Below are 15334 nucleotides of genomic sequence, written 5' to 3'. Positions count from 1 at the left end.
CATATGAAACTCATTAAAACCTTTTGTTTAGCAGTACTCCTAATTCCGTTCTACTCTATGGCGCAGAGTACCACTTCGGACCGCCCCAACATTGTTTGGATCATGTTAGAAGATTGGGGTCTTGACTTAGGCTGCTACGATACTCCGGGAATAGAAACGCCCGTGACGGACAAATTAGCTTCAGAAGGCATACGCTATACTAACGCTTTTTGCACCTCGCCCGTATGTTCAACTTCTCGTTCGGCAATGCTTACAGGCTACCACCAAAATTACATTGGCGCCCAACAGCATAGAACGGCCAAAGAAGACAAAAAACCTTTACCTTACGATATTGAACCGATGCCGGTTCTATTAAAAGAAGCTGGGTATTTCACTGCTTTAATGATCTATAACAAAACTGACGCCAATTTTAGTGGCGATTTAGGGTTTATGGGTAAGGATTGGAAAGAACGTAAAAAAGGGCAACCTTTTTTCGCTCAGATAACATTAGGAGGAACCCACAGAGCTTGGAACAGAGACCCTAAAAACCCTATTGACCCTGCTAAAGTAGAGCTTCCACCCTACTATGCAGATACACCTTTTGCCAGACGGGATTGGGCCAATGGTCTAGAACAAATGCAAGTCTGCGATCGCGAAATAGGAGATATCCTAAAACGATTAGACAAAGAAGGTCTCACCGAAAACACATTAATTTTTCTAATTGGAGATAACGGCCGATGTCATATCCGTGGAAAACAATTTTTATATGACCCGGGTCTTCAAGTGCCATTGATTATAAAATGGCCTGGCAAAGTTGCACCTGCTCAAGTAAATACAGATATGGTCCAGACTATTGATATTACCGCTACTATTCTAGACGTTGCAGGAGCCAAACCAAAACATGAGTTACAAGGGAAAAACCTCTTTGAAGAAGAATCCAAGAACCGAGAATACATTTTTGCTGCAAGAGGTAGAATGGGCGGAACACATGATGCCATGCGTACCATTCGCTCCAACAAATATAAATTAATCCATAATTTAATGCCAGAGCGTGCATGGTTGCAATACAGCGGTTATAAAGAGGATATGTACCCTATGTTGGCCGAGATGAACATCATGTATATGGAAGGAAAACTTAATGAAGACCAAGCCAAATTCTTTGCTCCAACAAAGCCTGAGTTTGAGCTTTTCGATATTGAAAAAGACCCTTACGAATTGAATAATCTTGCCAACGACTTACACTACGGAGACGTTAAAGATAAACTTTTGGAAGAATTATATGTTTGGAGAAAATCTATAAAAGACGAAGGTGTTTCCCAAGAATTTAGGGAAGGCGGACTCTCCTCTAAATATCCCACCCGAACATTGGAAGAATGGAAAGAACGCTACGAAGCATGGAAACCATGGGTATTTCGCGAAACTAAATCAAAAGTGAAACATCCGTTCATTAAGAAAAACTATTAGAAGTTTATGAATTTAAAGTATTTGGCATTCTGTATACTCTCTCTTGTCTTTGGAATTTGTTATACCCAAACGGAAAAAGGGAACTCCTCTGGTGAGGAACAACTTTTGCTTAGTGGTAATTGGAAATTTCATACCATTTATGGTGAAGGTTCAAATTATATTGATATTTCTGAAACACCGGAAGATATTGTAATAGATAATACCAATACCGAACGGGTAGAGATACTAGGCGATTGGCTAACGAAGACAGAGGGAGACCGCGGGTCTGGTTTCTATGGGACCAATTATTTACAACGAAATTTTAAAGCGGGTGAGTCTGACCAAAATTATGTCCGTTATCGTCCCGAATTGCCCGAATCAGGGTTCTACGAAGCTTTTGTTCGCTTTCCTTTCGCATCACATTTAACGGCAGAAGTGAACGTAAACCATGTCAATGGGATTACGGCTTCTTATTTTAACCAAAGAAATCGCTGCGACCAATGGCTCAGTTTAGGTATTTTCAGCTTTGACAAAACCTTAGATAGCTATATTGAAGTAACCGCAATTACGGGTAATTCTGTGGTGGCGGATGCCGTGATGTTCAGACCTGTATCCAAAGAAAAAATGGAGACATCGGTTGCGGAAAAGGCAAACATTTTTCAATCGGATTTTGATGATTCTAACTGGAATGACTTGAGCGTTCCAGGACATTGGGGTATGCTTAATGAATTTTCCAATTATACAGGAAAAGGGTGGTACCGCAAAGATTTCAATCTTCCGCAAAACTGGAAAGCGAACTCCAAAGAAAGCGTACGACTTAAATTTGATGCCGTCTATCACATTGCTAAAGTTTTTTTAAACGGAGAACTGGTAGGCAATCATCAAGGTGGTTTTACCCCCTTTGAATTTGATGTGACGGATAAACTAAATTTTAGCGGGCACAATGTCTTGGCCGTAGAAGTGGACAATAGCGCATTAGTTGGTGCTACATGGAATTGGGGTGGAATTATCCGAGATGTTCATCTGGTCAAAAACAATGATGTTCGCCTCAGTTATCAATATGTTCATGCAGACCCAGACCTGAAAAAGGGTACGGCGAACTTGAAACTCAAAATCCGAGTTAAAAATTTATCGGCACAAAAGAGAACCGTATTGTTATCCGCACAAATTGATGAAGCTTCCACTCCCGTTAATTTACAGCACATGGTCTCCATACCTCCTAACAGTACGCAAGAGGTACAACTGGCCACTACATTACCTGCGCATGATGTGCGACTTTGGCATTTTGACACTCCTCACCTGTATCATATTACCACATCCATAACCGAAGAAGACCATATTCTAGATACAAGAAAAGACCGGTTCGGTATCCGAAAAATAGAATTGTCGGATTCTCAATTAATTCTAAATGGAGAACCCGTTCGTTTAGCTGGTTTTAACCGAGTGAGCGACCACAGATATTGGGGGTCTTCTGAACCACAATATTTAATAAATAAAGATGTGGACCTTATGAAAAATGCTGGTGCCAATTTTATGCGAATCATGCACGGCACACAGAATAAAAAGTTGATTGAACGCTGTGATGAAAAAGGTATTTTAATCTTTGAGGAAGTCAATGTGCGTGAACTTACCAATCCTGAGTTTACACCTCCGCACTACCCTTTGGCCAAACAGTGGTTGAAAGAGATGATTGAAAGGGATATTAACCACCCCAGTATTATTGGGTGGAGTGTTGGCAACGAACTTAAAGACCATTTTGATTATGCTAAATTAACGATAGACTATGTCAAAAATGAACTGGACCCTTATCGTTTGGTTACCTGCGTGAGTAATAGCGGGTGGCGAGATACGGCAACTCCCCAGAACGACCCCAATACGCTAGTGGATATTATTATGCACAATTTGTATCCGTTTCAAGGCAAGCCAGATGAAGTATTTAGAACCCTACGTTCTAAATGGCCCAACAAACCTGTATTCATCTCAGAATATGGAATAAAACCTATGGCCACTACTTCTTTGGATGGTGATATTCCTGAAATATCGGAGTGGAACAACAGCTTACGAGGCAAGAATCCTTTTGTAATCGGAGCATCCTTATGGACATTCAACGACTACCGAAGTGGCTACGCAGCAACCTCTCCAGAGGAAAACCGAGTTTGGGGACTTGTAAACACATGGCGCCAAAAGCGAAAATTATACAATCGAATAGAAAACGAACATAGCCCTATTCAACAAATTGAAGTATCAGATTTAGATGCAAGAAAAGGAAATGCAAAGATATCAATTACTCCTAAAAACTCAGGAGACTACCCTAGCTATACTTTAAAAAATCACCGTTTGTTATGGTCTGTCCATGATTCAAAAGGAGACACACTGGCCCAAAATAGTATAGAAATGCCGGTATTAAAACCGGGAGCTGGTCCAACAGAAAATAATATTAACTGGAAACCCTACTTAAGTGACATATCTAGTTTAAACATCAACCTACTTTCACCTAATGGTTATAAACGGTTTCATAAAAGTGTTACCATTACGGTTCCTGAACAGCCATCTATTTCTCAAATAGAGTCCGGAAATACATCGGTTCGGATTCATTTTAATCCTGTTTTTGGTGCGGACACTTATCATGTCATCCATCAAAATACCAATGGTGAACTGGTAAAATCCGAAAAGACTACAACTAATTTCCTAGAAATTGAAAACTTAAAAAACGGAAAGGAATATATTTTTCAACTTATTGCTACAAATGAGAAAGGGATAAGTAAACCTTCCGAAACACGAACCGGAAGCCCCAGTGGTAAAGAGCTTCCACCTGTAATTTGGGATGCTTTTATAGTTGGTGATAAGCTTGTAGTTGGTTATTCTGGTAAGACAGATGACACGAGTTATGTGGTACGATATGGTACGCGTTCAAATTATCTTCCTTTCAAGAATGCGACCAGAACACGAGGTATGACGGTAATTGATTTTGAAGGTGACGACCCACATTTTGTTAGCATCATGAAAAAAACCAAAAAAGGAGAAAGCGAATGGTCTAAACCCAGGTATGTATACACATTGAGAAATATTAATAGAAAACAACTCTGAAAATTCAAATTAACTGTAAAACAAATAGCGAGTTAAGAGCTTCTTTTTCATAACTCGGTTCAACAAAAAGAATACAATTATGAAAAAACTGAATATAATCGCGGCCTTAGCAACTGCCTGCTTGTTCTTTTCTTGCAAAAGCGAAAAAAAATCGAGTTCAGAAAATACTATGCCAAATAATGAAGTGTCCGCTACCAAGGCAGTTCCTGACTACAAAATAGAATTCGGAAAAGTTTCACCTGAGTCCATATTCAGGAATGACAGTCTCAGTATTTGGGGCGGTTCCATGGTAAAAGGCGAAGACGGTCTTTACCATATGTTCTATTCCAGATGGCCAAAAAATATTGGTTGGGAATGGGTAAACTATTCCGAAATTGCTCATGCAGTATCAGAATCGCCCTTTGGTCCGTTTGAACACAAAGACGTTACCCTACCGGACCGTGGTGCAGAATTTTGGGATGGTTCTACGACCCATAACCCAACTGTTCATAAATTTAATGGTAAATTCTATCTGTATTACATGGGCAATACTGGAGACAAAAAAATTGTTAGTGTTCCCGGAAAACCAAAAATAAATTGGGTACACCGTAACAATCAACGTATTGGTGTTGCCGTTGCCGACTCCCCTAACGGACCTTGGAAACGTTTTGACAAACCCGTTTTAGATGTTTCCTCTAATGACGATGCTTATGACGCTCTAATGACCTCAAACCCATCCGTTTGTCAAATGCCCGATGGAAAAATATTAATGGTCTATAAGGCTGTTGGTAAAAAGGACCCATTACCAGGCGGTGGTCCTGTAGTACATATGGTAGCTATTGCAGATTCGCCCACAGGTCCCTTCAAAAAATATCCTGACCCTGTCTTTACATTCGAAGGTGAACGTTTCCCTGCGGAAGACCCTTATATCTGGTACCAAGATAGTAAATTTAGAGCCATTGTAAAACGTATAAAACACGAAGGTAAAACTCGTGAATTCTCTTTGGTACATTATGATTCTGAAGATGGTATTAAGTGGAAAAAGGCCAAGCACTTTGAAATCTCTAAGCGCATCATAACCTGGGAAAATGGTCGTGAACAACAATTTACCCATCTAGAACGGCCTCAAGTTTTCAGAGAAAATGGAGAACCGGTTGCACTACTATGCGCTGCCGATACTCTTGATGCCAATGGGGTTCGCGAATCGTTCAATATTCAGATTCCTTTAAAAATCGAAAAAACAAATAACTAAACACTTACAAACTACAAACTCATTTTCAAACTCTAAAACACATATTATGCAGCTCAAACCTCTGTACAAACACTATTTTTTGAGTTTTTTACTGGCGGGGTCTTTCATTGCCTGTTCAGATTCTAAATCAGTGAAAACTTCCGCCGCTTCCGAAGAAACCGCTTCAAAGGAACATCAAGTATTTCCACATAAACTACCTGCGGAAAAACCCAATTTTCCTCTCAGTGCCTCGGCCGAGCGCATGTTCGATTATCCAGCTCCACGTGTACAGGACAACGAGCTGTATTCGCTCTTTAAATACACCGAATTAAAAGGATTTGATTATAATGGTGGAGATGGAACCGTATCGCGTCGTGACCCTTCAAGACCCATTTTGGTAGATGGCAAATACTACATGTACTACACCAAAAGGGACACAAAAGTGCCACCTATTGGTTGGAACCGCGCTAAAGAGGCTACAGATAAAATTCCTTCTACGGATTGGGACCTTTGCGATATTTGGTATGCTACCAGCGAAGACGGAACCACATGGAAAGAAGAAGGTATCGCTATTAAAAGACCTGAAAAACCAAATCCCGGTTGGCGCTCGGTTGCTACTCCCGATATTTTAATTTGGAAAGGAAAATACTACCTCTACTACCAAGCATTTGACGAACCTAGCGGTTTAAGAGGCGACTGGTGTCCGGTATCCGTATCCTATGCAGATTCACCTGCAGGGCCATGGACACATGGTGGAGATGCCGTGATACCATTCGGAGAAAAAGGGGAATGGGACCAAGATGCCACCCATGACCCACAGCCCATTGTTTACAACGGTAAAATTTACCTCTACTACAAAGCCGCCTATAACAAGTGGACGGATATCAGGGACAAGTATGCCGTGGGCCACGGATTGGCCATTGCCGAAGATCCACTTGGGCCGTTTGAAAAACACCCCCTAAACCCTGTAATGACTTCGGGTCATGAAACCACCTATTTTCCCTTTAAGGATGGCATTGCCAATATCACCATAAAAGATGGGAATGAAAGGGAAACGGTACAATACTCCAAAGACGGGGTCAATTTTGAAATTGCTTCGGTTATTTCTTTACCTCCAATTGCCGGCGGGCCTTATGCACCGGATATGTTTACAGATAGTGGAAACGGGCGAGGTTTCACCTGGGGAATGTCTCATTTTATCAATGCCGGGGAGCCCAAAAAACAATATTCCATTATCGCCAGGTTTGATTGTGACCTTAGTCTGGACCACGATATTCAGGAATACAAAAAAACCGGGGTTTGGCATAAGCCCGAGGTATATTTTGCCCAAGCACCCAATAAGAGCGGTCATCCAGAAAGACGATAAAACGCTTGATTATAACAGTCTAACATGCAGTTGTTAAACCGTGGTAAATACGTAATAATTATCTTAAATTTAGCAAGGGACTATTTTAAAGGACAGGGCTTCATTAGACGCTTCATTCCTTTAGAATAGTCTCTGTTAAAGAACACAAACTACCAAACCACCGTTTACATGTACAACAAATTTATTTTTCTCGCTTTTGCCGCTTTAATTTCTTTTAATTTTTCCATTGCCCAAAATCAAAATAAAGAACGCCCCAACGTTGTTCTTGTTTTTATTGATGATGAAGGTTACGGAGATATAGGTGTATATGGAGCCACCGGTTTTGAAACACCTAATATAGACCAACTGGCCGCCAAAGGAACACGTTTTACTAATTATTACTCCGCACAGCCTGTATGCAGTGCTTCAAGAGCGGGAATACTAACAGGGTGTTATCCCAATAGAATCGGGTTTTCCGGTGCACTATTTCCACGACATGAAATCGGCTTGAACAAAGATGAACTTACTATTGCAGAAATGTTCAAAGAACAGAATTATAAAACGGCTTGTTTTGGAAAATGGCACTTGGGATGGCAGAAAGAGTTTTTACCGTTACAACATGGTTTTGATGAGTTTGTTGGCCTACCCTACTCTAACGATATGTGGCCTCACGACAGTGCTACGGGAGAACATCTTTCTGCTGAGAAAAATAGAGCTAAGTTTCCTGATCTACCAATTATAGAAGGTAACAAAGCTATAGCATATGTCAAAAGTTTAAAAGACCAAGATAAATTAACCACCCTTTACACAGAAAAAGCGGTAGATTTTATAGACCGGAACGCCAGCGAACCCTTTTTCCTTTATGTGCCGCATACCATGGCCCATATACCCTTGGGAGTTTCGGACAAATTTAGAGGCAAGAGCGAACAAGGTCTTTATGGAGATGTAATGATGGAAATTGATTGGTCTGTTGGAGAAATAGATAAAGCCTTAAAACGAAATGGTGTTGCGGATAACACTATTTTTATTTTTACAACAGACAACGGGCCATGGTTAAATTTTGGTAACCACGCAGGTTCTTCGGGCGGATTAAGAGAAGGAAAAACCACAAGCTGGGAAGGCGGGCAACGGGTACCTTTTATCATTCGGTGGCCTGGAAATACTCCAGAAGGGACTGTTTCTAATAAATTGGCCTGTGCTGTTGATTTGCTTCCCACTTTTGCGGCGATAACCAACGGAAAACTATCGAACAATAAAATAGACGGCGTAGATATATCATCTCTTTGGAAAGGACAATTTTCAGAAACGCCTCGTAACACCATATTATATTATTACGGAAAGAACAACCTAAACGGAGTTAGAAAAGGCAATTGGAAACTCGTGCTTCCCCATACCTATAGCAGCTATAACACAGAAAGTGGCAACGATGGACATGGCGGAAAGAGAATAAAGACTGTTGTAGAACAGCCAGAACTTTACAATATGATGCGTGATCCAGGAGAACGGTATAATGTAATCGCCTATCACCCGGAAAAAGTAAAAGAACTGATGGTTGTTGTAGAAAAAGCTCGCAAAGAATTGGGCGACTTAAATGTTAATATTGAATATGGAACCGAAAATAGGAAGATAGGCAAATTGTAAAGAACACCTTGCTACTCTTTACCTTGTAAAATTAATAAATACCACTATATGAAACTGAATAAACTGATTTGTTTAGCAGCATACCTGCTACCCTTACTCACCATTGCTCAAGAAAAGAAACCTAATATTGTCTGGATTTTTTCTGATGATCATTCTTACCAAACTATTGGAGCTTATGGTGGCAGACTACAAAGCTTAAACCCAACTCCCAATATAGATAAACTGGCCGCAGAAGGAATGCGTTTTGATAAGGCCTATGTTGAAAACTCAATCTGCGCACCAAGTAGAGCTACCCTATTAACAGGTAAAATGAGCCACCTTCATAAGAAACTGGACAATACCAAGAAAACAATCTTTGACCATGACCAGCAACAGTTTCAAAAAATACTACGTACCAACGGTTACCAAACGGCTATGATCGGGAAAATTCATCTTCCCGGAAAAATGCAAGGTTTTGATTATTGGGAAGTACTCCCCGGACAAGGAAAATATTATAATCCTGATTTTATAACCGAGGAAGGCGATACAAACTACAAGGGCGAATATGTAACCGATGTAATTACGGACCGTGCCCTAAACTGGTTAGAAAACGAACGTGATCAGGACAAACCGTTTATGATGATGGTTCACCATAAGGCCCCACACCGCAACTGGGATCCGGCAGAGCGCTATATGAGCAAATATGAAGATGTAGAAATTCCTGAGCCGGACAATTTTTTTGACGATTATGTCACACGCACTACAGCTGCCCACAAACAAGAAATGGATATTGCCACAAGCATGAACACCCATATTGATTTAAAGGCCGAAGGTAACCGCTACGCGAACGACCCAAGGTATAAGGGACGTTTTGCAAAGTTTGCCCAAGATAATTTAAAAGGTGAAGCGCTTGTTAAATGGAAATACCAGACCTACATGAAAGATTATTTACGTTGTATCTGGTCTGTTGATGAAAGTGTAGGACAGATAATGAAATCGCTTAAAGAGCAAGGGTTGGATGAAAATACTATAGTAATCTACTCTTCTGACCAAGGTTTTTACATGGGTGAACATGGTTGGTTCGATAAGCGTTTTATGTATGAAGAATCGTTTCGTACACCGCTTATTGTAAAATGGCCCGGCACCGTTAAACCGGGAAGCGTAAATACCGATTTGGTACAGAACATAGACTTTGCCGAAACCTTTCTTGACCTTGCCGATGCTCCTATTCCAGATGATATGCAGGGTAAAAGTGTCGTACCCCTTTTGAAAGGGAAAGCACCTAAAAACTGGCGCAAATCTATGTACTATCACTATTATGAATATCCTGGAGCACATGCAGTTCGCCGCCATGAAGGTGTCGCCAATAAGCGTTATAAGCTTATCCGTTTTTACGGAGAAGATGTTCCAAACGGTGAGGAATGGGAATTTTATGATTTGGAAAAAGACCCTTCGGAAATGAATAACATATACAACTCATCTGCCATGACAAACCAAATTTCGGAAATGAAAAAAGAGCTCGGTAAACTAAGAGTTCAATACGCGGTAAACGAGTAAAAGTTCCTAATATAAGTAATTAAAGACTGATGAAAAGAATACTGTTCGCTGCCTTATTATGTACCTCTACCTATTGTACCGCACAAGAAACGACCTCTGATTCAAAAAAGTATGAACCTTATGTCAACCAATTGGGTTATAATTTAGGGGAGTCCAAACGTTTTGTATGTTATGGTGCTGAAAATGATACACCCTTCCATATTATAAATACCACTACATCCAAAGTGGTGTTTGAAGGAAAAATGCTGAATAATGAAGGATGGTTTTCAGAATTTGAGCCAAAAGAAGCTCAAGACGAATTTGTAATTAAAGTTGATGGGCACGGCAGTTCGGTACCATTTTTAGTAGCCGACCACCTTATGGAAACGGCATCCTCAAAACTAGCTTATGATTTTTTTGTTGATGCACGGGGGTTTGATGATTTGAGCACCTACGATATGGCTGCCGTATACGGTGGTGGCCCAACGCGTGATGGTGGGGCTTACGGATTAGAGACTATTTTTGAAATTCTACAATATGCTAGTAACCCAGCGCTTTTTGACAACTGGAAATCTGAATTGGGCGATAAAAAAGTAGCCGACCTCATTGAACTGATTCTTTGGCATGCTGAATTTGCGTACAAGTATGTAGATTATAACGGTCCCGTAAAAAAACGCCATGGTACTTTAGGCTACCAAGGACAACCCAGAATGACCTATGATTATTGGAATACTTTAGATCAACTGGCAGCAGTTTGCGCTGCGTACCATTCTTTTCTAAAACCGTATCTAGACGAAGAAACCTATCAGAAATACCGAAAAGTCTGCTTGGACAACTGGGAGGCCTATGACCGCCATAAAGTAGTTCGGTTCTGGACCTATAGTACCAAATGGGTAGATGAAGGCTTTCAGGAATTTAATGAAATGGGCAATGCTTACGGGCAATCGGTTTTTCGAAATCTCTTTATGTACGAATCCGAAAGACATGAAAAAGATGGCTCTCCGGAGAAGTACTTAAAATGGGCACAATCAGGTGCTTCAGACATCATAAAGAACTGGGACTTTAACAACCCAAGACACATGTGGTGGATAAGAAATGCCGAACATATCACTCCACAAGCCCTAGCATATTTTCTTCTTTTAGCTCCAGAAAAAGCACCTGAAGGAACAAAAGAAAAACTAGAAGGCTGGGCCCTTCATATAAAACAAAAGAGCAATAATTTTTGGAAATACCGTAAGCATAGTGAAACAGAATGGGCGCATTCAAAAACTAAAGAATTAGGAGGGGCTCCTGCTCTTGGCGGTTCTATGTTCGCTATAGCCCATCTTTTGAATGACCCTGATCTTAGGGCGTTGGGTTGGGCTCAGACGGATTTTGTTTTTGGAGTTAATCCCGTAGGCACGCACCTTAGCAATAAAAGCGATGCACGTGTAAAAATTGGCGGGTACTGGAAAGGTGTTGAAAAAGGCTGGCCACAATCCCACCCACATGGTTATGGAGAATTAGGTAGCGTTAGGGGTACATTAGATGGTTCTCCATTAGACAGTCAATTCCCGATTGCTGAAAAAATTGATGCCATTGAAGGAAAAAATGAAGGTCGGGTTTTTGGCAAAAATGCCTACGCAACAGAGGGTTGGGGAGTTTCTAACCGCGGCTGGCAAGCCACCTTAACCTTTTCTACATTAGGTAGCCACAACCTTAAAGTTTTTGATGGAGATTTTAAAGATGAAATCTCATCTGTAAAATCTGGTCAAAACATTACCGTGCAACTAAATGCCGCTTTAAATATTGATAGAAATGCCATAGATAAAGGTTGGGTGATGTTGCAATCTGGTCAGAAAAGTGAAAAAATCCCGCTTGCGGAAACTGGTATAAACACAGGAGTATTTACTTCTAAATTCAAAATACCAAAAAATTTGGACGTAAACTATTTAGAGCTATCTTACGGTTTCTTAGGTTTTGAAAAGAAACTTAAGTTAGACGTTCAACACTAAATTAACCTCAGTTTTAACATGAAACATTTTTCCAATTATCTGGTATTTTTTATTCTCGTAATAGTATTGGTATCATGCAAGAACGAACCTAAAAAAATGGTTATGAAAGATGTTGAACAGAAGATTGAAAATTCAAATTTAAAACTACTGGTCGGTACACATGCAAGTGGAGATGAACAAGGTATTTATCAATTAGACTTTAATTCTGAGACAGGAGAACTAGCCAACTCAGAACACTTGGTAAAAGAAGACAATTCCGGTTACCTCTATCTTTCAAAAGATGGCAAAAGAGTGTACTCTTCAAACGGAACAAAACCGGGAAGTGTGTCTGCATTTGAGTGGGATAATGAGGGAGTTAAATTGAGTAAAGTATCTAATTTTTCTAGTGAAGGTGATGGTGCCTGCTATATAGAACTAAGTCCAGATGAAAACCTTCTTGCCGCTGCCAATTATGGTTCTGGTGGCATTGTAATGTACAAAGTAGATGCACACGGAAAGGTAATTGGTGAGCCGGATGCCAAGCAACACGTTGGTACAGGCCCACATAAAAATCAAAAATCGGCCCATGCGCACTGTGTGAAATTCAGTAAAGCAGGAGATTTTCTTTATGCTGTTGATTTAGGAATAGATAAAATATTAGCCTACCCCATTGGTAGTGATGGTAAGTTAGGAAAAGAACATACAGCCTTGCAATTAGACCCAGGCGATGGTCCCCGTCATTTAATTTTTCACCCTACAAAAAACAGAGTTTTTATTATTAATGAATTGTATAGCTCCGTAGTATCTGCCAATGTAGATACTAAAACAGGAATATTTACTAGAATTGACAAGAAAAGTACATTACCCGAAGACTACAATGGAAATAATGCCTGTGCCGATATTCATTTAAGCAATGACGGTAAGTTCCTGTACGCCAGCAACAGAGGCCATAACAGCATTGCTACCTTTTCCGTATCAGATGAAGGACAGTTAAATTTGTTGGGGACGGAGTCCGTTCAAGGCGATTGGCCAAGGAACTTCACATTATCACCAGATAATAAATTTCTACTTGTTGCGAATAGAAAAACGGGGAACATTACCGTATTCAACAGAGATGAAACTTCTGGAATGCTATCCTATACAGGAAATGAGGTAAAATTGCCCCAACCTGTGTGTTTAAAATTTAGATAGCTCGCTCCCTTATTGGACTTCTAAAGTGTAAAAAAATTGCCATGAATCTACAGTGCCAATAAGAGAGCTCGGAATTAGCTATCTTCAAAACTATATGCTATCTATATCTATGTATTTATGTTCTTGTTCTACAAGTTCTATGAGCATACATTGCTCACCAGCAGGAAAATCCCAAATTAAAGTATCGCCTTTCGCATAACCAATAACAGCTGCCCCCATTGGCGTTAAGATGGATATTTTACTACTATTAACATCACTCTCAGTGGGAAGCACTAATTTGAACTTCTTTTTCCATCCATTTTCTGAAGTAATGCTAATGGTAGAATTAAACCGAATTACATCTTCGGGCATATCTGCCTCGTCATGTATTTGAGCCGATTCTAACTCACCCACCAACTTCTCTACTGATTTACGCAAAGTTTTATCCTTGTAATAGCCCGAAAGATTCATGAACCTTTTCAACAAAACATATTCTTTCTTTTCTATAACCAAGCCACCGTATTTCATTTTACTTGTATTTATGGAAAAATTCCTCTTTGTACATACGTTTCTTCAAGTCTTTCAATAGCTATTATAAACGCAGCAGTTCTCATATCAATCTCTCGTTTAACAGAAGTCTCCATTACCTTAGTGAAAGATTCTCTAAGCTTTTTCTCCAACTTTTCTAAAACTTCGTCTAGCTGCCAAATTTCACCATTACGGTTCTGAAGCCATTCAAAATAACTTCCTATTACCCCTCCGGAATTGCACAGAATATCCGGTAAAATAGTAACTCCTCTTTTTAACAAAATTGCTTCTGCTTCAACATCTGTTGGTCCATTTGCACCTTCTGCAATTAAATATGCTTTTATCTTGGAAGCATTAGCTGCCGTAATTACATTACCCAAAGCAGCTGGAATACATATATCACAATCCAATCCAAAAAAACCAGAACTGTCTAACGTTTCTGCTCCGGCAAAGCCCATGATACTGCCCTTATTTGCTTTAGTATAAGCGAGTAAATCATCTACAGAAATACCTTCTTCATTTATGATACTACCATAAGCATCTTGAACAGCAACCATTGATGCGCCTTCTTTCTCTAGAAAATAAGCAGCCCAAAACCCCACATTACCAAAACCTTGAACAATGAAGCGTTTATCTTTTAAGTTTATATTCTTGTGTTCTGCCCAAAATTTAATATTTAAAAAAACACCATAACCAGTTGCCCTGTCGCGACCTTGAGAACCGCCAGCGCCAATTGGCTTACCTGTTACTACGTGCATATTGGTAGACCTTTCTGCAGGAGATTTGGTAGACATATACGTATCTAAAATCCATGCCATGGTCTGCGGATTGGTATTTACATCTGGAGCGGGAATATCTAACTCAGGACCAATATTATCGCCCAAGGCATAGGTGAACCTTCTGGTAATACGTTGCAGTTCCTCATCGGAGTATTTGGTGGGATCAAGTTGTATTCCACCTTTAGCACCTCCATAAGGCAAACCTGCCAGAGAAGTTTTCCAAGTCATCCACATGGCCAAAGCTCTTGCAGCATCTATATCTACTGTTGGATGATAGCGTAAACCACCTTTGTATGGCCCAAGTGAATTGTTGTGCTGTACTCTATAGCCCGTAAATATTTCAACCTCACCATCATCCATTCTCACAGGAAAATGAACAACCAATTCATTATTGGTAACTTCTAGTATCTTTCTGATATTAGAGTTTAAACCAATGATGTCCGCGGCATTATCAAATTGTCGCATGACGTTTGAGAGCATACCTTGCTTTACAGCTTTTTTCTGCTCAGGAGTTTTTACAATCATAGATTTACACTTAAAATAAGACCTTTGTGGTCTTTCGTTTTTTAATTATGCATTTTGATACTTGTTTTTTTTGTGCCAAAAATGCATTCGCCATTCGCCGATCATCAAAAAGATGAACATACTCACTACATGAGCTAAT

At 40.0% G+C, this 15334-nt stretch carries 10 protein-coding genes; 8 read left to right on the top strand and 2 right to left on the bottom strand.

Features of this window, described 5'->3' with window-relative positions; genetic code table 11:
- Window positions 1-3 precede the first annotated feature (3 nt).
- The 8 genes from IWC72_RS13590 to IWC72_RS13555 all read left to right on the top strand — a co-directional run bounded on the left by IWC72_RS13590 (window position 4) and on the right by IWC72_RS13555 (window position 13384).
- Window positions 4-1443: a sulfatase family protein gene (locus IWC72_RS13590; protein ID WP_226979569.1), complete on the top strand. Its 1440-nt coding sequence runs from the start codon at window positions 4-6 to the stop codon at window positions 1441-1443.
- 6 nt (window positions 1444-1449) lie between these two features.
- Window positions 1450-4509, top strand: a complete 3060-nt coding sequence (locus IWC72_RS13585; protein ID WP_194530121.1) for a glycoside hydrolase family 2 TIM barrel-domain containing protein — start codon at window positions 1450-1452, stop codon at window positions 4507-4509.
- A 79-nt stretch (window positions 4510-4588) separates the two neighbouring features.
- Entirely contained in the window at window positions 4589-5740 is a 1152-nt protein-coding gene (locus tag IWC72_RS13580) for a glycoside hydrolase family protein (protein WP_194530120.1), read from the top strand.
- A gap of 46 nt (window positions 5741-5786) precedes the next feature.
- Complete coding sequence (locus IWC72_RS13575) at window positions 5787-7085, top strand: glycoside hydrolase family 117 protein (protein ID WP_194530119.1); 1299 nt, start codon at window positions 5787-5789, stop codon at window positions 7083-7085.
- 168 nt (window positions 7086-7253) lie between these two features.
- Window positions 7254-8705 carry a sulfatase family protein gene (locus tag IWC72_RS13570; RefSeq protein WP_194530118.1) on the top strand — a complete coding sequence of 484 codons (1452 nt, stop codon included), beginning with the start codon at window positions 7254-7256 and terminating at the stop codon, window positions 8703-8705.
- A 48-nt stretch (window positions 8706-8753) separates the two neighbouring features.
- Window positions 8754-10241, top strand: coding sequence for a sulfatase family protein (locus IWC72_RS13565; RefSeq protein ID WP_194530117.1), 1488 nt, complete (start codon window positions 8754-8756; stop codon window positions 10239-10241).
- Window positions 10242-10270: 29 nt separating this feature from the next.
- A complete protein-coding gene (locus IWC72_RS13560; RefSeq protein WP_194530116.1) occupies window positions 10271-12214 on the top strand; it encodes a cellulase N-terminal Ig-like domain-containing protein in 1944 nt (647 codons plus the stop codon).
- Window positions 12215-12316: 102 nt separating this feature from the next.
- Window positions 12317-13384: a lactonase family protein gene (locus IWC72_RS13555; protein ID WP_194530115.1), complete on the top strand. Its 1068-nt coding sequence runs from the start codon at window positions 12317-12319 to the stop codon at window positions 13382-13384.
- Between the two features lie 90 nt (window positions 13385-13474).
- Here the strand turns inward: IWC72_RS13555 and IWC72_RS13550 are convergent, their stop codons facing one another.
- Entirely contained in the window at window positions 13475-13891 is a 417-nt protein-coding gene (locus IWC72_RS13550) for a GreA/GreB family elongation factor (protein WP_194530114.1), read from the bottom strand.
- Window positions 13892-13902: 11 nt separating this feature from the next.
- Window positions 13903-15195: a Glu/Leu/Phe/Val family dehydrogenase gene (locus IWC72_RS13545; RefSeq protein WP_194530113.1), complete on the bottom strand. Its 1293-nt coding sequence runs from the start codon at window positions 15193-15195 to the stop codon at window positions 13903-13905.
- Between the last annotated feature and the right edge of the window lie 139 nt (window positions 15196-15334).

The sequence above is a fragment of the Zobellia roscoffensis genome, assembly GCF_015330165.1.
Taxonomy (GTDB): Bacteria; Bacteroidota; Bacteroidia; order Flavobacteriales; family Flavobacteriaceae; genus Zobellia; species Zobellia roscoffensis.
The sequence above is the reverse complement of the archived record's forward strand: the minus strand, read 5'-3'. Positions and strand labels throughout refer to the sequence as shown.

Coding starts and splice junctions, on each gene's coding strand:
- IWC72_RS13590 (WP_226979569.1), top strand. CDS start 4: ATGAAACTCATTAAAACCTTTTGTTTAGCAGTACTCCTAATTCCGTTC.
- IWC72_RS13570 (WP_194530118.1), top strand. CDS start 7,254: ATGTACAACAAATTTATTTTTCTCGCTTTTGCCGCTTTAATTTCTTTT.
- IWC72_RS13555 (WP_194530115.1), top strand. CDS start 12,317: ATGAAAGATGTTGAACAGAAGATTGAAAATTCAAATTTAAAACTACTG.
- IWC72_RS13580 (WP_194530120.1), top strand. CDS start 4,589: ATGAAAAAACTGAATATAATCGCGGCCTTAGCAACTGCCTGCTTGTTC.
- IWC72_RS13560 (WP_194530116.1), top strand. CDS start 10,271: ATGAAAAGAATACTGTTCGCTGCCTTATTATGTACCTCTACCTATTGT.
- IWC72_RS13550 (WP_194530114.1), bottom strand. CDS start 13,891: ATGAAATACGGTGGCTTGGTTATAGAAAAGAAAGAATATGTTTTGTTG.
- IWC72_RS13575 (WP_194530119.1), top strand. CDS start 5,787: ATGCAGCTCAAACCTCTGTACAAACACTATTTTTTGAGTTTTTTACTG.
- IWC72_RS13565 (WP_194530117.1), top strand. CDS start 8,754: ATGAAACTGAATAAACTGATTTGTTTAGCAGCATACCTGCTACCCTTA.
- IWC72_RS13585 (WP_194530121.1), top strand. CDS start 1,450: ATGAATTTAAAGTATTTGGCATTCTGTATACTCTCTCTTGTCTTTGGA.
- IWC72_RS13545 (WP_194530113.1), bottom strand. CDS start 15,195: ATGATTGTAAAAACTCCTGAGCAGAAAAAAGCTGTAAAGCAAGGTATG.